Source organism: Saccharothrix sp. NRRL B-16314, assembly GCF_000716595.1.
In the GTDB taxonomy this organism is placed as follows: domain Bacteria; phylum Actinomycetota; class Actinomycetes; order Mycobacteriales; family Pseudonocardiaceae; genus Actinosynnema.
Genome location: NZ_JNXC01000012.1, coordinates 252,737 through 274,797, shown reverse-complemented (window position 1 = coordinate 274,797; position 22,061 = coordinate 252,737). Strand labels below are relative to the sequence as shown.

Below are 22,061 nucleotides of genomic sequence, written 5' to 3'. Positions count from 1 at the left end.
CAGGACGGGAACTCACATGTCGGCACGACTGGGCGAGCTGCGGCGGACGGTGCCGGGTGGTGGCCGTTCGACCATGCTCGCCAGCAAGGTGATGAGCTGGTGGCGGTTGGCGATGTCGAGCTTGCGGTAGATCCGGGTCAGGTGGGTGTGCACGGTCGCGGGGGAGATCACCAGCCTGGTGGCGACCTCCGGGTTGGACAGGCCGTCGCCCACCAGCCGGGCCACGTTCCACTCCGCCGGGGTGAGCCCGGCCGGGCGGTGGTCCGGCTCCGGTGCGTCCTCGGCGGCGTCGCCCTCGTCGAGCACGATGGCCAGCGCCTCGTCCACCGACTCGGCCCGGCTCGCGTAGGCCCGCTCGTACTCGTCGTCGCCGAGCGCCGCCCTGGCCTGTGCCGCGGTCTGCTCCGAGAGCCGGGAGAACGGCACCAAGCCGTCGACCCGCACGCCGGTGACGCGGTGCAGCCGGTGCGCCAGCCCCAGCATCCGTGCGGCGGCACGGGCGTCGCCGGCACGCGCGTGCGCCCAGCCCAACGCCTCGATCGTCCACAGCGGGCCCCACTTGTCGCGGATGGCCCGCTGGATCCGCAGGCCTTCCCGCAGCACCTCCAGCGCGCGCCCCGGATCACCCCACCGGGTCTCCACCACGCCGTTGCACCAGTGCGCCCAGCTCAGCCCCCACGCGGCGTCGAGCTGCCCGCACGTGGCGAGGAAGTCCGCCGCCGCGGGCTCGGCCTGCTCACGGGTGCCGAGCAGCACGAGCGACACGGTGAGCAGGATGTGCGCGAGGTGGTGGTCCACCGCGAACGGCTGCCCGAGCTCCCCGAACTCCTTGTGCGCCTGGCGCAGCAGCTCCGTGCCGTCCAGGTCGCCGTTCGCCATCACGATGTACGCCCCGTGCACGAACGTGACCGCGGCCAGCGGCACGTCGACCTCCCGGGCCAGCGCCGAGGCCTCCTCCACCCGCCGGGCGACCTGTTGCCGCTCCACCCCCAGGCACAGCGCGATCCACGCGTCGAGGGCGATGGCACTGGCCCGCAGCGGGTCCGCGGCGGCCGGCGCGGCGGCCAGCGCCCGCCCCAGCCACAGCCGTTCCTCCGGTAATCGGCCGGCGTAGGTGAACCAGCGGGTGCGCGCCAGGTCGACGCTCATCTGGAGCCCGGCGTACGCGGTGGCGGGGTTGCCGATCAGGTCGGCCAGCACCACCCGGTGGTTGGCCATGTCCGCGTCGACCGCCGACAGCAGCGCGGCCTCGTTGTGCCCGACGAACGACTCGGCCAGCCGGGCCGCGTCGCGGCGGAAGTAGTCCTGGTGCCGCAGCCGGACGGCGTCCCCCTCGCCGGCGTCCCGCAACCGGGCCGCGCCGTGCTGGCGCAACGGTTCCAGCAGGTGGTAGCGGCTGCGGTCGGCGGACGGCAGCGCGATCGACTTGTCCACCAGCCCGGCCAGCGTGTCGGCCACGTCGTCGGCGCCCAGCCCGTCGCCCGCGCACACCGACTCGGCGGCGGGCAGCGTGAACCCGCCTTCGAACACGGACAGCCGCGCCCACAACAGGCTTTCGGCGGGCGTGCAGTGGGCGTGGCTCCAGTCGATCAGCGCGGCCATGGTCTGGTGGTGCTCGACCGCGGTGGTGTCGTTGGCGGTGAGCACGCGCATCACGTCGTCCAGCCGGTCGGCCAGCAGTGACACCGGCATGGACCGCATCCGCACCACGGCCTGCTCGATGGCCAGCGGGATGCCCGCGACGCGGCGCAGCACGCGCACCACGTCCGGCCAGTTCCCCGGCGTGACACCACCCCAACCGGGCACGCCCGCGTCGGCCCGGTCGACCAGCAGCGCCACCGACTCGTGGCCGAGGTCGAGCGGTGAGCCCTCGGCGGGCACCTCCAGCGGCGGCACCATGACCAGCACCTCGCCGGGCACCCGCAACCGCGCCCGGCTGGTGGCCAGGATGCGCACGCCGGGCGCCGCGCGGAGCACCGTGCGCACGAGGTGCGCCACCGGTTCGACCAGGTGCTCGCAGTTGTCCAGCACCAGCAGCAGCCGCCGGGAGCCGAGGTAGTCGACCAGCGTCTCCAACGGCGTCGTGGTGGCCTGGTCCGGCACGCCCACCGCGCTGGCGACGACCTGTGCCAGCAACTCCGGGTCGCCGCCGCGCGCGGACGCGAGTTCGACCAGGCGCACGCCGTCGTCGTAAGCGCGATCCACCTGCGCGGCCAGTTCCAGTGCCAACCGGGTCTTGCCCGCGCCGCCCACGCCGGTGAGCGTGATGAGCGGTGCGACGCCGATCCGTCGACGGAGATCGGCGAGCAGTTCCTTGCGTCCCACGAATGAACTCAGCGCGCGCGGCATGACACCGCTTCCCGATGCCCGGTCGGTCATCCGGACACCGTACGACACCGACCGGTCGACGCGGCGTGAGATCGCCGAAGCGTCGCAACGGCGAATCGCCCTGCAAATCCTTGCGAAGAGTGCTCCGCAGCAAGGCTGTTCACGCCGTTTACAGCCGTACAGCCCCAGGTCTAGCCTGCAAGGAATTGCACTACCTTGCGCAAAGACGCGTGACGGGAGCAGTGATGCGAGCAAGATCGCGACGACTGACCGCCTTACTCGTGGCAGCGGGCCTGGCCGGGGCAACCTGGGCCGCGCCGAGCGGTTCCGCCGAGGACTCGACTCCACAACCGGCCGCGGCCGACACCACGACCGTCTTCTACCGCCTGCCGTCGGGCTGGCCCGCGGCGAACCTGCACTACCAACCGCGCAACGGGCCGTGGACCGCCGTGCCGGGCGAACGCATGGAAGCGGCGTGCGCCGGCTGGGTGCGCCGGACCGTGCCGCTCGGCGACGCCACCGGCCTGGTCGCGGTGTTCAACAACGGCTCGGGCACCTGGGACAACAACAACGGCCGGAACTACAGCCTGGGCACCGGGAACGTCACGGTCGCCGCCGGCGTCGTGGGCGTCGGCGACCCCTGCGGCACCGACCCCGACCCGGACCCGGAGCCCACCGCCGACGCCGAGGTCTACTACTTCACCAAGACCCGCGGCTGGACCGCGACCCGCATCCACTACCAGCCCACCGGCGGCACGTGGACCGCCGTGCCGGGCGTGCCCATGGAACAGGTCTGCGCGGACTGGGCACGTGCCTCGGTCGACCTGGGCGACGCCACCGGGCTCAAGGCCGCGTTCAACAACGGCTCCGGCCAGTGGGACAACAACAGTGGCGCCGACTACGCCATCGGAACCGGGCGCAGCACCGTCAAGGACGGCGTGGTCACCGCCGGCGCGGCCGACCCCTGCGGACCCCCTGCCCCGCAGGACACGATCGCGCCCAGCGTGCCGACCGACCTGAGGGCCGCGGCGTCCGAGCTCACCGTCTCGCTGACCTGGGACGCCTCCACCGACAACGTCGCGGTCGCGGGCTACGAGATCACCCGCACCGGCGGCGCGCTGGGCACGGTCGTGCGCAACACCGGCGCGGTGGGCTTCGCCGACGGCCCGTTGACGGCGAACACGACCTACACCTACTCCCTCAAGGCGTACGACGCGGCGGGCAACAAGTCCGCGTCCACCGCGTCCGTCGCGGTGACCACGGGCGACGCGCCGCCGGCGCCGCCCGGCGGCACCCCGTTGGGCGGCGACCCGCGCGAGGACTCGATCTACTTCGTGATGACCGCCCGCTTCAACGACGGCGTCCCGGGCAACAACCGGGGCGGCAGCCAGCACGTCCGCTCCGGCAACGCGGCGAACAACGACCCGATGTTCCGCGGCGACTTCCAGGGGTTGGTGGACAAGCTCGACTACATCAAGGGCCTCGGCTTCTCCGCGGTCTGGATCACGCCCGTCGTGCTCAACCGCTCGGACTACGACTTCCACGGCTACCACGGCTGGGACTTCTACCGCGTCGACCCGCGCCTGGAGACACCCGGCGCGACGTACCAGGACCTGATCAACAAGGCGCACGCCAAGGGCCTGAAGATCTACCAGGACGTCGTCTACAACCACAGTTCGCGGTGGGGCGCGAAGGGCCTGTTCCAGGCGAAGGTCTTCGGCGTCCGGGACGACCAGTGGTCCTGGTTCTACGACCAGCCGGTGCAGGGCTTCGAGTACGACGGCCTGACCATCGACCCGAACACCGGCAAGTCGTACTACAACGGAGACCTGTGGTCGACCACCGAGCCGACCGGCAACACGTGCGTCGACTGGGGCAAACCCACCCAGTACACCAGCCCCGAGGGCTACCGGATCTACAGCTGCCAGTGGCCGAGCCCCACCTCGGGCATGTTCCCCGCGCAGCTCTACCACCGCTGCTGGATCGGCAACTGGGAGGGCGAGGACTCCCGGTCGTGCTGGCTGCACGACGACCTGGCCGACTTCAACACCGAGAACCCGATCGTGCAGAAGTACCTGGTCGACGCCTACAACCGGTTCATCGACATGGGTGTCGACGGCTTCCGGGTGGACACCGCCGTGCACATCCCGAGGGTGACGTGGAACCGCCGGCTCCTGCCCGCGATCCAGCAGCACGCCACCGCGAAGTTCGGCGAGAAGGGCCGGGACTTCCTGGTCTTCGGCGAGGTCGCCGCGTTCGTCAACGACAAGTGGAACCGCGGCTCGGTCAACCACTCGGCGCAGTTCTTCACCTGGAAGGAGCGCCGCGAGTACAGCGCCGACGACGCCACCGCCGCGCTGGAGCAGTACGACTACGAGCAGGGGCTGGGCACGGCCGGGCAGCCGACGAGCCGCAACGCGTTCCTGGACGGCAACGCCTACCACGCGCCGGACCACTCGAAGTTCTCCGGCATGAACATCATCGACATGCGCATGCACATGAACTTCGGCGACGCGAACAACGCGTTCTGGAACGCCAAGGACTCGGACGACTCGACCAACGACGCCACCTACAACGTGACGTACGTGGACTCGCACGACTTCGGGCCCAACAAGTCCAGCGTGCGCTACGCGGGCGGCACGGACGCGTGGGCGGAGAACATGAGTCTCATGTGGACGTTCCGGGGCATCCCGACGCTCTACTACGGGTCGGAGGTCGAGTTCCAGGCGGGCAAGCCGATCGACTGCGGACCGACGTGCCCGCTGGCCACCACCGGGCGGGCCTACTACGGCGACCAGATCGCGGGCCAGGTCACCGCGTCTGACTACGGCGTGGTGTCGTCCGCGTCCGGCGCGGTCGCGACCACGTTGCAGAAACCGCTGGTCAAGCACGTGCAGCGGCTCAACCAGATCCGCCGGGCGGTGCCCGCGCTGCAGAAGGGCCAGTACTCGACCGACGGCGTGTCCGGCGGCATGGCGTTCAAGCGCCGCTACACGTCCGGCTCGGTGGACAGCTTCGCGCTGATCACCGTCTCCGGGTCGGCGACGTTCGCCGGCGTGCCCAACGGCACCTACCGGGACGTGGTCACCGGTGACACGAAGGTCGTCACGGGCGGCAGCCTGACGGCGTCGGTGAGCGGCAAGGGCAACGTGCGGGCCTACGTGCTGGACCTGCCGGGCAACCCCGCGCCGGGCAAGGTCGGTGTCGACGGGCCGTACCTGAAGTGACTTCCGGCGGGCGGGCGTGCACTCTCCCACCGCCCGCCCGCCGGATCCCAGGGGTCACGCCCAGGCCAGCACCGACTCCACCTCGACGTCGAGTTCGGACACCGGGATGTGGCCGAACTGCTCCACCACGACCCGCCCGTCCCGCCGCCGCCACGTGCCGCGCACCTGCCCGTCCACCACGACGTGCGGTACCGGGGTGCCACCGGCGCCACCCCGCACGAGCGACGCGTGTTCGGGGGCGAGCAGGAGGCCGCGGTCCTGGTAGCCGAGCAGGAACGTGTCGAACGGGCCGAGCAGGCGGACCGTGCCGTCGAGGTCGGCGGCGTCGGTGGCGGGCAGCTGCCAGCCGTGCTTGCCCTCCACCAGCTCGTCGTAGGGGAACGCGGCGTGCGCGTCGACCGCGGGCAGCCCGCTCCAGGCGGTGAAGTCCTCGACCGTGGCCGGTCCGTGGGCACGCAGGTAGCGGCGGACCAGCTCCGCGACGCCGTGCCGGGTGCCGTCGGGGTGGGGGAGCAGCCGGTAGGTCGACCGGCCCGCGCTGACCACGCCCTTGTTCGCGGCGTAGGCCAGCAGGTAGGCCGCCGCGGCGGTGGTCGGGTCGAGCACCACGCCCACCTCGGCGAGCCGGGCGACGACCTGCGGCCTCGTGAGCGGTTCGGTCAGCACTTCCCGCAGGGCGTCCAACGCCTGCGCGCACAGTTCGTCGGTGAGCCCGAGCTCCAGCCGGTGTCGCCGGGAGCGGGCCACGTTCACCGGGCCGAGCAGCGCCACCAGCCAGCCGACGTCCTCGCGGCGCAGCAGGTGCACCGCGCCGCGCATGGCGCAGGTACGCACGACCTCACCGGAGTCGAGCGCGGTGACGAGGTCGGCGGGCGTGACACCGGTGGTGCGGGCCCGCACGGCGAGACCAGCGGCCGTGACGTCCTGCGCCTGAACGGCCAGCACGTCGTGCAGCAGTTCGGGCAGGGAACGGGCGGGTGTCGTCAGGCGCTGCGCACGCATGCGGAGCGCTCTCGCCCGACCGGCGGTCACCTCGGCCCCGCGCCCGTCGAGCCGCGGACCACGAGCTCGGGCATGAAGACGAACTCCGCGTGCGGTGCCGGTGTGCCGCCGATCTCCTCCAGCAGCGCGTTCACGGCGGCCTGGCCCATCGCCTCGACGGGCTGGCGCAGCGTGGTCAGCGGCGGGTCGGCGAACACGATCAGCGGCGAGTCGTCGAACCCCACCACCGACACGTCCTGCGGCACGCTCAGCCCGCGCTGCCGTGCCGCCCGGATCGCGCCGAACGCCATCAGGTCGCTGCCGCACACGATCGCCGTGCAGCCCTTGTCCAGCAACGCCGTCGCCGCGGACTGCCCGCCCTCGACCGTGAACAGGGAGTGCTGAACCAGACCTTCGGCCTGTTCGGCGGTGTAGGGCAGGAGCGTGCGCATGTGCTGGACGAAGCCCTCGATCTTGCGCAGCACCGGCACGAACCGGCGCGGGCCGACGGCGAGGCCGATCCGTTCGTGCCCCAGCTCCACCAGGTGCGACACCGCGAGCCGCATGGCCGCGCGGTCGTCGGTGGACATGAACGGCGCGGAGATCTTCTCCGTGTACCCGTTGATCATGACGAACGGGATGCCGCGCCCGGCGAGCTTGGTGTAGCGGTCCATGTCCGCGGTGGAGTCGGCGTGCAGGCCGGAGACGAACACGATCCCGGCCACGCCCCGGTCCACCAGCATCTCGGTCAGCTGGTCCTCGGTCGAGCCGCCCGGTGTCTGCGTGCACAGCAGCGGCGTGTAGCCCGCGCTGGTCAGCACCTGCTCCACGACCTGGGCCAGGGCGGGGAAGATCGGGTTGCTCAGCTCCGGCGTGATCAGCCCGATGAGCCCCGCGCTGCGCTGCCGCAGCCGGGGCGGGCGTTCGTAGCCGAGCAGGTCCATCGCGGCGACCACCGCCTGCCGGGTGGCCGCCGAGACGCCCGCCTTGCCGTTGAACACCCGGCTGACGGTCGCCTCGCTGACCCCGGCCTGCGCGGCGATGTCGCTCAACCTCGCGGTCACGCCGTCCATGTCGATCCTCTCGTCCGTGGTCACCCGCACCCGTCAGGAAAGTCCTTGCAAGCGGTTTCTGCAAGCCCTTGACGTCGACCACTGGTCGGTGGCACGTGCTTTGATCTTGGACCAGCGCGTCGAGGAGGAGGACCATGGACTTGCCGCCGGTCCCGGCCACCGTCACCAGGCTGATCACTTCCGGCCGGCTCCCGCCGCCGGTCGCCGGGCAGTTCACCCCTGCCGGGGACCTGGCCGACGGGGCCGACTGGTCCTCCGTCGCGGACGCCGTGGAGGAGCACCTGGCGGACGGGGGAGCGGACGACCTGCGAGGCGGGCTCGCGCTGGTCGGGGCGTACGGACGCCTGGACTCGCTGGACTGCTACGCGGACCCGGACGACGTGGACGAGGGCAACGACCGGGCCGTCGTGCTGCTGGGGGAAGCCGAGGCGAACGGCGTCGGCGAGGACGAGACGGCCGGGCTGTGGTGGTACTCCGAACACCTGCGGAACCTCGTGGCCGAACTCCGGGACGAGAACGCCGAGATGGAGGCCTACGTCGCCGAGCACGGGGCGACACCGCGAGGACGGCTGAACGCCAAACTGATGTCGGCGCACGATCTCCACGCCGCCGGTGATCGTGCCGCGGCCCTCGCGTTGTTCCGCGAGGTCGCGGAGATCAGTCCCTGGGAGAGCGAGTTCGGCGGCTGTTTCGACCTCGTCGACGTCGGTTGGTGCCGGCTCCTGCACGACGCGGCCCACGTCGACGGACCCGAGGCGGCGCGGGCCGTGTGGCGGGAGGCGAGGGCGCACTACCGGGGAGCGAAGTTCCCCGTCACGGAGCACGCCTGCCGGCTGATCGACATGCTGCTGGGCACGGGCGTGCCCGACATCCTGGCGGTGATCGCCGCCGACCGGCGGGTGACCGCCGAGCAGGACGACCCGCCCGGCGGTCTGCGGGTGCCGTTGGGCGAGGACGAGATCCGCACGCTCCGGCTGGCCGACGCCGAGATCGGCGGGTAACCCGTCAGACCGCGGGCGCCAGGTCCGGTGAGGCCAGGCAGCGGGCGGCCTGCTCGGCGCCGGCGGCCATCGCCGCGGGCATGTCCGCGCCCGCGAGGTGGGCCACCAGGAACCCGGAGAAGAACGCGTCGCCCGCGCCGTTGGTGTCCACGATCTCCTCGATCGGCACGGCCGGGACGCGGTGGACGGCGCCGTCGGCCACGCCCAGCGCACCGGCGGCTCCCAGCGTGGCCACGGCCGGCTTGTCGAGCGACTTCAGGAACGCCAGTACCGCGCTCTCGGCCACGTCGTGCCCGTCCTTGAAGGCGTCGTCGTTGAGGAACACGTGGTCGGCGGCGTCCAGGAAGTCGCGGTGGAAGTCGGCGACACCGTCGTAGTCGTGCAGGTCGCACCACACCGGCACCCCGGCCGTGCGGGCGGCGGCGAGCAGGGGACGGGAGTGCTCGGCCAGGTCGATTACCGCGGCGTCGGCCGCTGCCAGTGCCTGCGCGGTCCGCGCGGCGTGCGCGGCGGCACGCAGCTCGGGCAGTTCGAGGTAGATCGACACCCGCCCGCCGTGCGGGTCCATCAGGTTGAGGTGCTGCTCGGTGGCGCCGGCCGCCACCTCGGCGATCACCTCGACCCCGGCCCGTTCCAGCACGTCGAGCACCGCCTGCCCGGCGTCGTCGTCACCCACGACGGTCCGCAGCGTGACGTCCGCGCCGAGCGAGGCCAGGTTCAACGCCTTGCCCGCGGATGTGCCGCCGACCGCCGTCCGGTGGCCTGAGGCGAACACGGTGTGCGGCCGTGCCTCGGGCAACCGGTTTACGAAGACCAGCCGGTTCCACGACACCGGCCCCGCGACGAACACCCTCGGCTTCCGCATGCCCGCCATTGTGGGGGGTGATCAACGAACGGGCGAGCGCTCGGCAAGCCGGGCTGCAACTCCTGTCATGTTCATCTCTATAACTTCAGTGTGGAATGAAATCAGCCGATCCACCGTGCCTCCGATTGAGGGCGAACTGCCTCGAAGGCCATCAGGTACAGGTCCGGGGCCGCTACCGAGAGCAGGAGGTTCTGGTAGCCGCAGAGGGTCGCCGCCACCTTGTTGGACCGTCGCCACCAGTCCCGGTGCAGTCGCGCCACGGACCTGGGCACGACCAGGGTCTTGAGCCAGCCGAGGGCGCACAGCCACTGCTGCAGGCCGTGGTCGTCCAGCCGCACGTCCTCGGCGGACGCCAGGTCCCGCGCGAACCGAAGCACCGCGTCCAGCACGTCGGCGTGCTCCTTCGACCCAGGCGGCGGCATTTCCCGCCGCACCACCTCGGGCGCGCGGTACAGCCGGCGTTCGACCAGCCCGCGACGCCGTGCCTGCTCGTCGCCGTCCAGCAGCGCCCGGAGCCGGTCGGCGAGCTCGCGCAGGAAGGTCCGCGCCCGCGTGTCGAGGCACACCACGAGGGTGTCCCCGTCCCGCTGTACTCGCACGCCCTCAAACACGGCTCACCAGCTCGCAGTGCAGACCGTAGTAACGCAGCCCGGTCACGACGTCGCCGGCGGGTCCGGCCTCGTCGAACGCCGCGGCCGACACCGAGCCCTCGCGGTGGGCGCGCATCGCCAAGGCGAGCGCGTCGGTCGGGGGCAGGTCGAGCACTCGCACCAGCGCGTAGGTCACGACATCCGGTGACGTGATGTCGTCGCTGTGCAGGACGACATCCCAGGTGGGGGACTTCACGCGCACATGATGCGTGATCGGCCGCCGGTCTCAGAATTCGACGTGGAGCGAGTGCAGCCGGTGTCCGAGCGGTGGCACGGGGGAGCGGTCGAGGACGTCGGACACCGGGTGGAGGTCGGGGAAGCGGTCGAGCAGGAGGCGGAAGCACTCGTCGGCTTCGGTGCGGGCCAGGGCGGCGCCCAGGCAGTAGAACGCGCCGAGGCCGAACGCGGTGTGCCGGTTCGGCTTGCGGCCGATGTCGAAGCGGTCGGGGTCGGCGAACACCTCGGGGTCCCGGTTGCCGGCCATCATCGCCAGGTAGAACCGCTTGCCCGCGGGCAGGTCCAGGCCGCCGACCTCGACCGGCTCGGTGCTCACCCGGACGATCACGCTCGCGGGCCCGTCGCAGCGCAGCATCTCCTCCACCGCGCCGGGCGTCAGCTCCGGGTCGGCCTTCAGCCGCGCCAGCTCGTCGGGGTTCTGGAACAGCAACGCCAGCCCGTTGGCGATGAGCCCGGCGGTCGTCTCGTGGCCCGCGAACAGCAGCAGCACGCAGTTGGCCACGATCTCGTCCTCGTCGACCTGGCCTTCCCGCTCGGCGGCGACGAACATGCTGATCAGGTCGTCACGCGGGTCGGCGCGGCGCTGCCGGACCAGGCCGCGCACGTACTCCTGCATCTCCAGCACGCTGCGCTGGGACCGGCGCAGCTGCTCGACGTCGGAGAGTTGGAAGATCGCCAGGATGTCCCGCGACCACGCCTGGAGCTGTTCGCGTTCCTCGGTCGGCATGCCCAGCATCTCGGCGATCACGTTGGCGGGCAACGGGTATGCCAGGTCGGCGACGACATCCATCCGCCCCTGTTCGGCGGCGGCGTCGAGCAGTTCGCCGGTCAGCTCGCGCACCCGCGGGCGTAAGCCGTTGACGGTGGCGGGGGTGAAGTAGCGCTTGAGCAGCTGCTGGAACCGCACGTGGTCGGCCTCGACCGTGTGGCCCATCCACAGCTCCATCGACTGGCGCAGGGGGAGCAGCTCGTCCTGCTCGGCCTGGCTGAACGTGGCGAGGGTCTGGGCCATGTTGGCGGGGGAGAGGCGGCGGTCCTTGAGCGCGGCGACGATGTCGGCGTGCCGGGTGAGCAGGTACGCGTCGAGCCGGGGGACCAGGCTGACGGGGCTTTCGGCGCGGATGCGGTGCAGCAGCCCGTTCGGGTCGGCCATGGCTTCGGGGGTGAACAGGTCGTAGGACTGGACGGCAACGGCTGAATCGCTCATGACGGCCAGTCTGTCCCGGAGTCGACGCCGGGGGCCATGCGTGCCAGCGGAATGGCGTAGTCGAGCGATCGTCACGCCATAATCCTCTTAATAACTTCAGTGTAGACCGAAATTTGCACCAACTCGGTGGTCCGGCAATCACCCGAGAAAAAGAAGCCCTGGACCGAGGATCCAGGGCTTCCGTCGAACGGTCGGGGGTCAGGGCTGCGACGCCCACCACTGGCGGCCGGTCTCGCCGAGGGTGGAGATCGGGTCGTAGTACGGGTAGCGGCGGTCCAGCGCGTCCTGGTCGTCCAGTTCGATGCCGGTGCGGTAGTTCTTGGTCCAGTACGAGATGCCGAGTTCGCGGTCGTACTCGTGGAGCTGGTGGACCCAGCGCTTGCCGACGTACGGGACGTCGCAGACGATGCGCGGCGTGGCGTAGCCGGGGAGGTAGCCCATGATGGCGTGCTGGAGTTCCTGTGCTTCCCAGACGGCGACGCGCCAGTGCTCGGCGTTGGGGATCATGTCGCACATGTAGAAGTAGTACGGCAGGATGTTCGCCTCGCCTTGGAGCGCGAAGCACAGGTCGAGCAGGTCGTCGGGGGTGGCGTTGACGCCCTTCATCAGGACGCCCTGGTTGCGGACGTCGCGGACGCCGACTTCCAGCGCGGTGCGTGCGGCCTCGGCGACGAGTGGTGTCACGGACTGCACGTGGTTGACGTGGGTGTGGATGGCCAGGTTGACGCCGCGTCGTGAGGCGGTGCGGGCGACGCGTTCGAGGCCTTCGACGACCTTGGGCTGGAGCCAGTGCTGGGGCAGTCCGGCGAGGGCTTTGGTGGCGAGTCGGACGTCGCGGACGGTCTCGATGTCGAGCAGCCGCATGAGGAACGACTCGAGCTGGGGCCAGGGGACGTTGGCGACGTCGCCGCCGGAGACGACGACGTCGCGCACGCCGGGTGTGCGCTTGAGGTAGTCGATCATCTGGTCTTGGCGGTCGACGGGTTTGAGTTCGAGCTTCTGCTTCTGGATCTGGGGGGTGGAGTTGCCGACGAGGTCCATGCGGGTGCAGTGGCCGCAGTACTGGGGGCAGGTGGAGACGAGTTCGGCGAGGACCTTGGTGGGGTAGCGGTGGGTGAGGCCTTCGACGACCCACATCTCGGCTTCGTGGAGCGAGTCGCGGCTGGAGTGGGGGTGGCTGGGCCAGTCCGGGTCGCGGTCGGATCGGACGGGGATCATGTAGCGGCGGACGGGGTCGGCGAGGAACGCCGCGGTGAACGTCTCGGGGTCCAGTGGCGCGTGGGGCGCCATGGTGTTGAGCATCTGGGGCGGCGTGAGCATGGACATGGTGGCCGCTTGTTCCTGGTCGGCGACCAGGTCTTCGTAGAAGCGGTCGGTGAGCAGGTCGCCCATGAGGGTGCGGAGCTGTTTGAGGTTCTTGACGCAGTTGACGCGCTGCCACTGGGCGTCGCGCCACTGGGCGTCGGTGACGTCGCGCCAGCCGGGGAAGCGGCGCCAGTCGGGTTCGGTCAGCTCTTGGCGCACGTAGGTGTAGGGCTGTAGGTCGGCCCGGTGTGACGTGGGCGTGACCTCATGCAGCGCAGTCATCCATGCTCCCTACCCGTCGAGTTGCTTAAAGATATGCTGCCAGATGACCCCTGCGACGTAAATATTTCGGCGGGGAGCGTTTCGGGGTGGCCGTGCGTTGGGGTGGGTATGCGCGTGTTGGCGGTACTGCTCGTCGGCCTTGCGGTCGAGGTCACGGCCCTGGTGGCGGCGTTCGACGCCTGGGGTGCGTTGCCGACCCTCGGCTTGTTGGTGCTGGGCGGGGTGGCGGGTTCGGTGCTGATGCGCCGTGAGGGCGCCCGCACGATGGGTGCGTTCTCGGAGGCGTTGCGGACGCGTCGTCCGCCGCACCAGGAGATCGTGGACGGCGTGCTGATCGCGGCGGCGGGTTTCCTGATCGTTGTGCCGGGGTTCATCAGTGACGTGGTGGGGTTGTTCCTGCTGTTCCCGCCGACGCGGCGGTTGGTGAGCAGGGGGTTCGTCCGGCGTGCGGAGGAGCGTGAGCGGGCGATGGCGCTGAACTTCCGGTACGGGCAGTCGCCGATGGCCGGCGGTGTGGTGGTGGACGGTGTCGTGGTCGAGGGTGATGTGGTGGACGTGCGTCCGGATTCGGCGTCGGCGGACCGGCCCGAGCTGACCTGACGTCCGGGAGCGGCCGGGATTGCGGTTCCCGGGCCCCGGTGGACGCCTGGGGGTGTCGTGGGTTGGGGCCGTGGGTACGTGACACGGCATGACTGTCATCGGTGTGCACGCCTCGCATGAGCAGGTACATCCGTCGGCGCTGCTGGAGGCGGTGCGTCGGGCGGAGGAGGTGGGGTTCGACGCGGCGATGAGTTCGGACCACTTCTCGCCGTGGAGCAGCAGGCAGGGGCAGTCGGCGTTCGCGTGGTCGTGGCTGGGTGCCGCGCTGCAGGCGACGTCGTTGCCGTTCGGGGTGGTGAACGCGCCTGGTCAGCGGTATCACCCGGCGATCGTGGCGCAGGCCATCGGGACGTTGGGTGCGATGTTCCCGGGTCGGTTCTGGGCGGCGTTGGGCACGGGTGAGGCGAGCAACGAGCACATCACGGGTGAGGCGTGGCCGCGGAAGGACGTGCGGGCGGCGCGGTTGCGTGAGTGTGTGGACGTGATCAGGGCGTTGTTGGCGGGGGAGGAGGTGTCGCACGACGGTCTGGTGCGGGTGGACCGGGCGCGGTTGTGGACGAGGCCGGCTGAGCCTCCGCCGTTGGTGGGTGCGGCGGTGAGTGAGGCGACGGCGCGGTGGTGCGCGGGGTGGGCGGACGGGTTGATCACGGTCAACGCGCCGGTGGAGCACTTGAAGCGGGTGGTGGGTGCGTACCGGGACGCGGGCGGTGGGGGTCCGTTGTACTTGCAGGTGCATTTGAGTTGGGCGGAGTCGGAGGAGGAGGCGTCGGCGGTCGCGCACGAGCAGTGGCGGAGCAATGTGTTCGGTCCGCCGGTGTGCTGGGACTTGGAGACGGTGGAGCACTTCGACGTGGTGTCCGAGCGGGTCACGTCGGAGCAGGTGGCGGCGGTGGTGAACGTGTCGTCGGATCTCGGTCGGCATGTGGCGCTGTTGCGGGAGTACGTCGGGTTGGGGTTCGACGGGTTGTTCTTGCACCACGTGGGTCAGGAGCAGGAACGCTTCCTGGACGTGTTCGGGGCGCGGGTGTTGCCGGGGGTGCGGGCGTGAAGCTCACGAGGACGGCTGATCTGTGGTGGAAGAACGCTGTGGTCTACTGCTTGGACGTGGAGACGTTCCACGATTCGGACGGTGATGGCTGTGGTGATTTCCGGGGTTTGACGCAGCGGATCGACCATTTGCACCGGTTGGGTGTGACGTGTGTGTGGTTGATGCCGTTCTTCCCGACTCCGGAGCGGGACGATGGTTATGACATCACGGATTTTTACGGTGTCGATTCGCGTCTGGGTACGCTGGGTGATTTCGTGGAGTTCGTGCGGACGGCCCGCGACCGGGGTATCCGGGTGATCGCGGATCTGGTGGTGAACCACACGTCGGACAAGCACCCGTGGTTCCAGAGCGCGCGTGATCCGGGGAGTCCGTTCCACGACTGGTACGTGTGGCGGGACAAGCCGCCGCCGGACGCGGAGAAGGGTGTGGTGTTCCCGGACAAGGAGACGTCGCTGTGGACGTACGACCGGAAGGCTAAGAAGTACTACCTGCACCGGTTCTACAAGCACCAGCCTGATCTGAACGTGGCGAACCCGGCGGTGCGGGACGAGATCGCGCGGGTGATGGGTTTTTGGATGGAGTTGGGGCTGTCGGGGTTCCGGGTGGACGCGGTGCCGTTCTTGTTGGAGGCGCCGGTGGAGGAGTTGCCGGATCCGCACGATTATCTGGGTGATCTGCGGGCGTTCTTGTCGCGGCGCAACGGCGAGGGTGTGTTGTTGGGTGAGGTGAACCTGCCGTATGCGGAGACGATGAAGTTCTTCGGGCAGGCCGATGGTGTGGGCGACGAGTTGCACTTGTGCTTCGACTTCGTCGGGATGCAGCAGATGTACTTGTCGTTGGCGCGGCAGGACGCGGGTCCGTTGACGCACGCGTTGACGGAGCGTCCGGTGCCGCCGCGTGATTGTCATTGGGCGACGTTCGTGCGCAATCACGACGAGTTGACGTTGGACAAGTTGACGGTGCCGGAGCGTCAGGAGGTGTTCGACGCGTTCGGTCCGGACGAGGACATGCAGTTGTACGGGCGGGGTCTGCGGCGGCGGTTGCCGGGGATGTTGGGGTTCGACCTGCGGCGGATCCGGATGGTGTACAGCCTGTTGTTCTCGTTGCCGGGTACTCCGGTGTTGTTCTACGGGGAGGAGGTGGGGATGACGGAGGACCTGGCGGTGGAGGGTCGGGGTGCGGTGCGGACGCCGATGTGGTGGGACGCGGTGGCGGAGCAGCGGTGGGACGGGGAGTCGTTGTTGGCGTGGACGCGGTTGTTGATCGAGCGGTACCGGGAGTGCCCGGAGTTGGCGTGGGGGACGTTCGCGGTGGTGGAGTCGGGGGATTCGGCGGTGTTCGCGCATCGGTGTGACATCGACGGCGGGACGGTGGTGGCGGTGCACAACTTCGCGGAGCGGGAGGTGTCGGTGGAGTTGTCGGGGTTGGAGGGTGTGCTGACGGACGTGTTGGTGGACGGCACGGTGGAGGTGGTGGACGGTCGGGCGCGGGTGGAGTTGGGTCCGTACGACTGTCGGTGGTTCCGTCAGGTGCGTCGCTAGCGTCGGTGGTGTGGTCGGGGGTCGGCGTGGTCGCGGGTCGACCCCCGAACCAGATACTTGCGGAATCCTGGTCGTGCACGTGAAGATATTCGCGTCCTGACCCTGTCGACCGAAGGATTTCCATGACTTCGCCGTACGGTCTGCATCGCGTCGTCGAACCCGCGGGGGTGTTGCCGCAGCAGGCGTGGCGGTTGGACTCCTCCCCGGAGTGCGGTCCGGACGAGGTCGTGGTCGACGTGGAACGGCTCAACCTGGATGCCGCGTCGTACCGGCAGCTGCGTGAGGAGCACGGTGTCGCGGGGGTGCGGCAGGCGGTGCTGGACATCGTGGCGGCGCGCGGGAAGATGCAGAACCCGGTGACCGGTTCGGGCGGGATGCTGCTGGGCACGGTGCGTGCGGTGGGTGCGTCGTCGCCTCTCGGTCTGCGGGTCGGTGACCGGGTGGCGACCCTGGTGTCGTTGACCTTGACCCCGTTGCGGATCACCGACGGCTTGGCGCGGTGGGACGGCGGTGACGAGCAGGTGCCGTGTTCGGGCACGGCGGTGCTGTTCGGCCGGTCGATCGCGTCGGTGCTGCCCGACGACCTGCCGGCCGGGTTGGCGTTGTCGGTGCTGGACGTGTGCGGTGCGCCCGCGTTGACGGACCGGGTCGTGCGTCGTCACGGTGCGCCGTCGGTGCTGGTGCTGGGCGGTGGGGGCAAGTCGGGGTCGTTGTCGTTGGCGGCTGCGCGGCGGGCGGGTGCGTCGCGGTTGGTGGCGCTCGTGCCGACGGAGCGCGAGGCGGGTGCGGTGCGTGACGCGGGTCTGGCCGACGTGGTCGTGGTGGCGGATGCCCGTGATCCGGTCGCGGTGGCGGACGCGGTCGGCGGCCAGGTCGACGTGACCGTGGTGTGCGTGGATGTGCCGGGGTGCGAGCACGGGGCGATCCTCGCCACGGCCGACGGCGGCACGGTGGTCTTCTTCTCGATGGCGACGTCGTTCTCCGCCGCGGCCTTGGGCGCGGAGGGGTTGGCGGCGGACGTGGAGATGCTGGTCGGGAACGGTTACGTGCCCGGTCATGCGGCGTTCGCGTTGGACCTGCTGCGGGCCGAGCCTGCCGTGCGGTCGCTGTTCGAGCACCGGCAGACTCAGCAGGCGTGACTACTGTGAACGGCGTCCCGGCGTCGAGCAGCCCCGACCCGGCCGGCTCTGGTCCGACGAGCCCCGGTCCGACGAGCCAGGGTTCGACGAGCCCGGTGACGCGTCTGCTCGTGGGGGGACGTGTCCACTCCCCGACCGCGCCGGACGCGACGGCGATGGCGATCAGCGACGGCACCGTGGTGTGGCTGGGCCAGGACTCCGTGGGCCGCGCGCTGCACCCCGGAGCCGAGGTGGTCGACCTGGACGGGGCGTTCGTCGCGCCCGCGTTCGTCGACGCCCACGTGCACGCCACTTCGGCGGGTCTGCTGCTGACGGGCCTCGACCTGACCGGTTGCCGTTCCCTGGCCGAACTGCTGGACGCGGTGCGCGCCGCCGAGGGTCCGCTGGTGTGGGGTCACGGGTGGGACGAGACGCGGTGGCCGGAGAACCGTCCGCCGACCCGTGACGAGCTCGACGACGCCGCCCGCGGCGCTCGTGTCTACCTGTCGCGGGTGGACGTGCACTCGGCGTTGGTGTCGTCGGCGCTGGTCGACCTCGCGCCGGCCGCGCGCGACGCCGACGGCTGGTCCCCCGTCGGGCCGTTGTCCCGGGCGTCGCACCACCACGTGCGGGGTGCGGCGAAGGACGCGATCCCGGTGGGGCGGCGGCGCGAGGCGCAGCAGGCGTTCCTGGCGCACGCCGCGTCCCGGGGCATCGCCTCCGTGCACGAGTGCGCCGGACCGGACATCTCGGGCGTCGACGACCTGGCCGACCTGCTGGCGACCGACGTGCTCGACGTCGTCGGCTACTGGGGTGGCCTGGAGCCCGTCGACCTGCCGGTGCGGGGTCTGGCCGGTGACCTGTTCGTGGACGGCGCGCTGGGGTCCCGCACGGCGGCGCTGTGCTCCCCGTACGCGGACGCCGACACGTCCGGTGCCCTGTACCTGGACGCCGATGCGATCGCCCGGCACCTGGTGGTGTGCACCGAGGCGGGGTTGCAGGGCGGGTTCCACGTCATCGGCGACGCCGCGGTGGCGGCGGTGGTCGAGGGGTTCGAGAAGGCGGCGGCGGTGGTGGGCGCCCCGGCTCTCGCGGCCCGCCGGCACCGGCTCGAACACCTGGAGATGGTCACCGCGGAGCAGGCGGCGAAGCTCGCCTCGTGGGGTGTCGTGGCCTCGGTGCAGCCGTTGTTCGATCACGAGTGGGGTGGCCCGGAGGGCATGTACGCGCAGCGGCTGGGGGTGGAGCGGGGCACGGCGCTGAACCCGTTCTCGCGGCTCGCCGCCGCGGGCATGATCCTCGCGCTGGGTTCCGACGCGCCGGTGACGGCGGTCGACCCGTGGGCGACGGTCAGAGCCGCCGTGCGGCACCGCACCGACGGCTCCGGCCTGTCCGCGCGCGCCGCGTTCACCGCGCACACCCGCGGCGGGTGGCGTGCGGCGGGTGTGGACGACGGTGTCACCGGCACCCTGCAGCCCGGCGCGCCCGCCACCTACGCCGTGTGGGACGCCGGGGACCTGGAGGTCGCCGCCCCGGACAGCCGCGTGCAGCGCTGGTCCACCGACCCCCGTTCCCGCGTCCCGGCGCTGCCCGCGCTCGACGGCCCCGCCCCGACGTGCCTGCGCACGGTCCTGCGTGGCCGCACGATCTACGACCGGGACGCCCGGTGACGCCCCCTCGTGACGCGCTCCCGGAACCGGCCCGCGCGGCCGGGCGGCCGTCCCCGGTCCGCCGCCGGGTGATCGGCGCACCAGACCTCGAAGAACAGGAGTGAACCCGATGGCGTTGCTCGACCTCGACCCGAAGGTGGTCGCCACGGCGCGGGAACTCGCCGCGCGGGCCGCCGAACCGGTGGTGGCCCTGGCGAAGGCCCACACCACGGTGGCGGTCGAGCGCGCCACGCTCCGCCTCGCCGGCATCACCGGCGCCGACTCCACCCACCGGGCGGGTGACGTGCCGTGGGTGAACCGGGTGGTCGACACGGTGCGGGAGCACTGCGGCCTGGAGCACGGGGTGGTGCTGCCGGTGTTCCACGCGCTGCGGGAGCACGGCCTGGCCGGGCTCACCGACCTGGCCGAGGCGACCGCCGCCGGGCAGGTCCGGTACCGGCTGCCCACCGGGCGCGACCGGGACCGGGCGGCCAAGGCGGCGACGGCGGCCGTCACCAGAGGTCTGAAGACCGTGGACCGCAACCGGGCGCAGCGCGACAAGCTCGTCGCGCGGCTCGGCGACCCGCCCCGGCGGCCGTGGATCTACCTGATCGTCGCTACGGGCGACATCGACGAGGACGTCGTGCAGGCCAAGAACGCCGCGCGGGCGGGCGCGGACGTCATCGCGGTGATCCGCTCGACCGGGCAGTCGCTGCTGGACTACGTCCCCGAAGGCGCCACCCACCACGGGTTCGCCGGCACGTACGCCACGCAGGAGAACTTCCGCATCATGCGGGCCGCGCTGGACGACGTGTCCGCGGAGGTGGGCCGGTACGTGCGGCTCACGAACTACGCGTCGGGGCTGTGCATGCCGGAGATCGCCGTGCTCGCCGGGTTGCAGCGCCTGGACATGATGCTCAACGACTCGATGTACGGCATCCTGTTCCGCGACATCAACCCGGTCCGCACGTTCGTGGACCAGCGGTTCTCGCGGCAGGTGCACGCCCGCGCCGGGATCATCATCAACACCGGCGAGGACAACTACCTCACCACCGACGACGCCGTGGACGCCGCGCACACCGTCACCGTGTCGCAGCTGCTCAACGAGCACTTCGCGCACGAAGCCGGCCTGCCCGACGCGCTGCTGGGCCTGGGGCACGCGTTCGAGATCGACCCGAAGGTGCCCGAGTCGTTCCGCCTCGAACTCGCCCACGCCCTGCTGGCCCGCGAGCTGTTCCCCGACGCGCCGCTGAAGTGGATGCCGCCGACCAAGCACATGACCGGCGACGTGTTCAAGGGCTACCTGCTGGACGGGTTCTTCACCCTCGCCGGTGTGCTGACCGGGCAGAGCATCCTGCTGGTCGGGATGATGACCGAGGCCGTGGTGACACCGTTCCTGTCCGACCGGGACCTCGCGCTGGCCAACGTCCGCTACGTCCTGGACGCGGCGGGCGGCCTCGCCGAGGACTTCCGGCCCGCCCCCGACGGACTCATCGTGAAACGCGCGCACCAGGTGCTGGGGGAGGCGGTGGACCTGCTGGCGCGGATCGTGGACGACGGACTCCTCGACGCGATCGCGGACGGCACGTTCGGTTTGATGAAACGCCCCGCCGACGGGGGACGCGGCGCCGACGGCGTCGTGGCGAAGGCCGACGACTACCTCAACCCGGCGTCCGAGCTGCTGGAGGCCCGGTGAAACGGCACGTCCGACCCTACGGCGACACCACCGGCGACGGCATGGTGCAGATGTCGTTCACGCTGCCCGTCCCCGCCGGCCCCAAGGCCGACGGCGCCGCCCGGCAGCTCGCGAACCGCATGGGCGTCGACCCCGCCATGGTCGTGCACTCCAACCCCATCGGCGACGACTTCACGTTCTTCGTCGTCTACGGCTCCGTGCAGCACATCGTCGACCTCGACGAAGTGCGCGTGGTGGAGCGCGAGTACCCGCTGCTGCCGCCCGCCGAGGTGAACACGACGCTGAAGAAGCTGCTGCGGCGCAAGCTCGTCGTGGTCGGGGCGTGCATCGGCAGCGACGCACACACCGTCGGCATCGACGCCATCCTCAACATCAAGGGGTTCGCCGGTGAGAAGGGCCTGGAGTACTACCGGGAGCTGAAGGTGGTGAACCTCGGCGCTCAGGTGTCGGTGCCCGAACTCGTGCGGCGCGCCCGTGCGGAGAAAGCCGACGCGGTGCTCGTGTCGCAGGTCGTGACGCAGCGCGACGCGCACATCCTCAACATCCGGGAGATGTCCGCCGCGTTCCGCGAGGCGATGGGGGAGCGGCGTCCCCTGCTGATCGCCGGCGGACCCCGCTTCGACCCGCTGATGGCCGGTGAACTGGGCGTCGACCGGGTGTTCGGCCGCGGCACCACCCCCGGCGAGGTCGCCGGCTACCTCGTGCACGCCATCCGGACCAGGAAAACCACCCCGCCGGCCAAAATCCCGCCGGCCAAGACTGCACCTGCCAAGACGGCGCCGGTGAAGAGCGCACCGGTGAAGAGCGCGCCGACGAAGGAGAACATGTGAGCCCCGCCGAGGAACCCCTCACCGAGGGATTCGCCGTCACCCACCGCCGCTACGTGCCCCACTCGCACGCCCACTACGGCGGCGCCCTGGTCGACGGCGCGTACGGGCTGGGCCTGTTCGGCGACGTGGCCACCGAACTGCTCATCCGCACCGACGGCGACGAAGGCCTGTTCGCCGCCTACTCCTCCGTCGAGTTCCTCGCCCCCGTCCTCGCCGGCGACGTCGTGGAGGCCACCGCCACCCTCGTCCGGGTCGGCACCCGCTCCCGCGAGATCGACTTCGAGGCCCGCGTCGTGTGCCGCTCCGCACCCGACCGCGGCCCGTCCGCCGCCGACGTCCTCGACCCGCCCCTGGTCGTCACCCGCGCCCGCGGCACCGTCGTCGCACCGAAACGGGGCTGACACCCGGACCAAGCCGACACCC

General features: G+C 70.9%; 18 protein-coding genes. 10 read left to right on the top strand and 8 right to left on the bottom strand.

Features of this window, described 5'->3' with window-relative positions; translation table 11 throughout:
- Positions 1 to 12: 12 nt before the first annotated feature.
- The gene (locus OQ02_RS19975) at positions 13 to 2,379 is read right to left on the bottom strand and encodes an ATP-binding protein (RefSeq protein ID WP_156077156.1); all 2,367 of its coding nucleotides are present in this window, start codon (positions 2,377 to 2,379) and stop codon (positions 13 to 15) included.
- A gap of 230 nt (positions 2,380 to 2,609) precedes the next feature.
- Between OQ02_RS19975 and OQ02_RS19970 the strand changes: the two genes are divergently transcribed.
- Entirely contained in the window at positions 2,610 to 5,555 is a 2,946-nt protein-coding gene (locus tag OQ02_RS19970; RefSeq protein WP_197043402.1) for a carbohydrate binding domain-containing protein, read from the top strand.
- Between the two features lie 54 nt (positions 5,556 to 5,609).
- On the opposite strand, the gene OQ02_RS19965 is transcribed toward OQ02_RS19970, so the two are convergent.
- The gene (locus OQ02_RS19965; protein WP_051772542.1) at positions 5,610 to 6,557 is read right to left on the bottom strand and encodes a winged helix DNA-binding domain-containing protein; all 948 of its coding nucleotides are present in this window, start codon (positions 6,555 to 6,557) and stop codon (positions 5,610 to 5,612) included.
- A gap of 26 nt (positions 6,558 to 6,583) precedes the next feature.
- Complete coding sequence (locus OQ02_RS19960; RefSeq protein ID WP_033440036.1) at positions 6,584 to 7,609, bottom strand: LacI family DNA-binding transcriptional regulator; 1,026 nt, start codon at positions 7,607 to 7,609, stop codon at positions 6,584 to 6,586.
- 134 nt (positions 7,610 to 7,743) lie between these two features.
- Here OQ02_RS19960 and OQ02_RS19955 point away from each other — a divergent pair, with 134 nt between their 5' ends.
- Positions 7,744 to 8,610 (top strand): hypothetical protein, encoded by an 867-nt coding sequence (locus OQ02_RS19955; RefSeq protein WP_033439959.1) that lies wholly within the window; start codon positions 7,744 to 7,746, stop codon positions 8,608 to 8,610.
- A gap of 4 nt (positions 8,611 to 8,614) precedes the next feature.
- Here the strand turns inward: OQ02_RS19955 and OQ02_RS19950 are convergent, their stop codons facing one another.
- The 5 genes from OQ02_RS19950 to OQ02_RS19930 all read right to left on the bottom strand — a co-directional run bounded on the left by OQ02_RS19950 (position 8,615) and on the right by OQ02_RS19930 (position 13,156).
- Positions 8,615 to 9,475 carry a carbohydrate kinase family protein gene (locus OQ02_RS19950; RefSeq protein ID WP_033440035.1) on the bottom strand — a complete coding sequence of 287 codons (861 nt, stop codon included), beginning with the start codon at positions 9,473 to 9,475 and terminating at the stop codon, positions 8,615 to 8,617.
- A gap of 101 nt (positions 9,476 to 9,576) precedes the next feature.
- Positions 9,577 to 10,074 (bottom strand): hypothetical protein, encoded by a 498-nt coding sequence (locus tag OQ02_RS19945; RefSeq protein WP_156077155.1) that lies wholly within the window; start codon positions 10,072 to 10,074, stop codon positions 9,577 to 9,579.
- Between the two features lie 4 nt (positions 10,075 to 10,078).
- The gene (locus OQ02_RS19940) at positions 10,079 to 10,321 is read right to left on the bottom strand and encodes an ATP-dependent Clp protease adaptor ClpS (protein ID WP_197043401.1); all 243 of its coding nucleotides are present in this window, start codon (positions 10,319 to 10,321) and stop codon (positions 10,079 to 10,081) included.
- Between the two features lie 30 nt (positions 10,322 to 10,351).
- Positions 10,352 to 11,569: a cytochrome P450 gene (locus OQ02_RS19935; RefSeq protein ID WP_033439956.1), complete on the bottom strand. Its 1,218-nt coding sequence runs from the start codon at positions 11,567 to 11,569 to the stop codon at positions 10,352 to 10,354.
- Between the two features lie 198 nt (positions 11,570 to 11,767).
- The gene (locus tag OQ02_RS19930) at positions 11,768 to 13,156 is read right to left on the bottom strand and encodes a KamA family radical SAM protein (RefSeq protein ID WP_033439955.1); all 1,389 of its coding nucleotides are present in this window, start codon (positions 13,154 to 13,156) and stop codon (positions 11,768 to 11,770) included.
- 108 nt (positions 13,157 to 13,264) lie between these two features.
- Between OQ02_RS19930 and OQ02_RS19925 the strand changes: the two genes are divergently transcribed.
- From OQ02_RS19925 to OQ02_RS19890, 8 genes are all read left to right on the top strand, one after another.
- Positions 13,265 to 13,756 (top strand): FxsA family protein, encoded by a 492-nt coding sequence (locus tag OQ02_RS19925; RefSeq protein ID WP_033439954.1) that lies wholly within the window; start codon positions 13,265 to 13,267, stop codon positions 13,754 to 13,756.
- Between the two features lie 88 nt (positions 13,757 to 13,844).
- Positions 13,845 to 14,804: a TIGR03885 family FMN-dependent LLM class oxidoreductase gene (locus tag OQ02_RS19920; protein WP_033439953.1), complete on the top strand. Its 960-nt coding sequence runs from the start codon at positions 13,845 to 13,847 to the stop codon at positions 14,802 to 14,804.
- Entirely contained in the window at positions 14,801 to 16,345 is a 1,545-nt protein-coding gene (locus OQ02_RS46735) for an alpha-amylase family protein (protein ID WP_033439952.1), read from the top strand. The genes OQ02_RS19920 and OQ02_RS46735 overlap by 4 nt, the downstream gene beginning before the upstream one ends.
- Before the next feature lie 122 nt (positions 16,346 to 16,467).
- Positions 16,468 to 17,484 carry a hypothetical protein gene (locus OQ02_RS19910; RefSeq protein ID WP_033439951.1) on the top strand — a complete coding sequence of 339 codons (1,017 nt, stop codon included), beginning with the start codon at positions 16,468 to 16,470 and terminating at the stop codon, positions 17,482 to 17,484.
- Between the two features lie 95 nt (positions 17,485 to 17,579).
- Complete coding sequence (locus OQ02_RS19905; RefSeq protein WP_033439950.1) at positions 17,580 to 19,133, top strand: amidohydrolase; 1,554 nt, start codon at positions 17,580 to 17,582, stop codon at positions 19,131 to 19,133.
- A gap of 109 nt (positions 19,134 to 19,242) precedes the next feature.
- On the top strand, positions 19,243 to 20,808 hold the full coding sequence (locus OQ02_RS19900; RefSeq protein ID WP_033440034.1) for a lysine 5,6-aminomutase subunit alpha: 1,566 nt from the start codon (positions 19,243 to 19,245) through the stop codon (positions 20,806 to 20,808).
- The gene (locus OQ02_RS19895; RefSeq protein WP_231500120.1) at positions 20,805 to 21,638 is read left to right on the top strand and encodes an OAM dimerization domain-containing protein; all 834 of its coding nucleotides are present in this window, start codon (positions 20,805 to 20,807) and stop codon (positions 21,636 to 21,638) included. Before OQ02_RS19900 ends, OQ02_RS19895 begins: the two co-directional genes overlap by 4 nt.
- Positions 21,635 to 22,039 carry a hotdog fold domain-containing protein gene (locus tag OQ02_RS19890; RefSeq protein ID WP_033439949.1) on the top strand — a complete coding sequence of 135 codons (405 nt, stop codon included), beginning with the start codon at positions 21,635 to 21,637 and terminating at the stop codon, positions 22,037 to 22,039. Before OQ02_RS19895 ends, OQ02_RS19890 begins: the two co-directional genes overlap by 4 nt.
- The last annotated feature ends 22 nt before the right edge of the window (positions 22,040 to 22,061 follow it).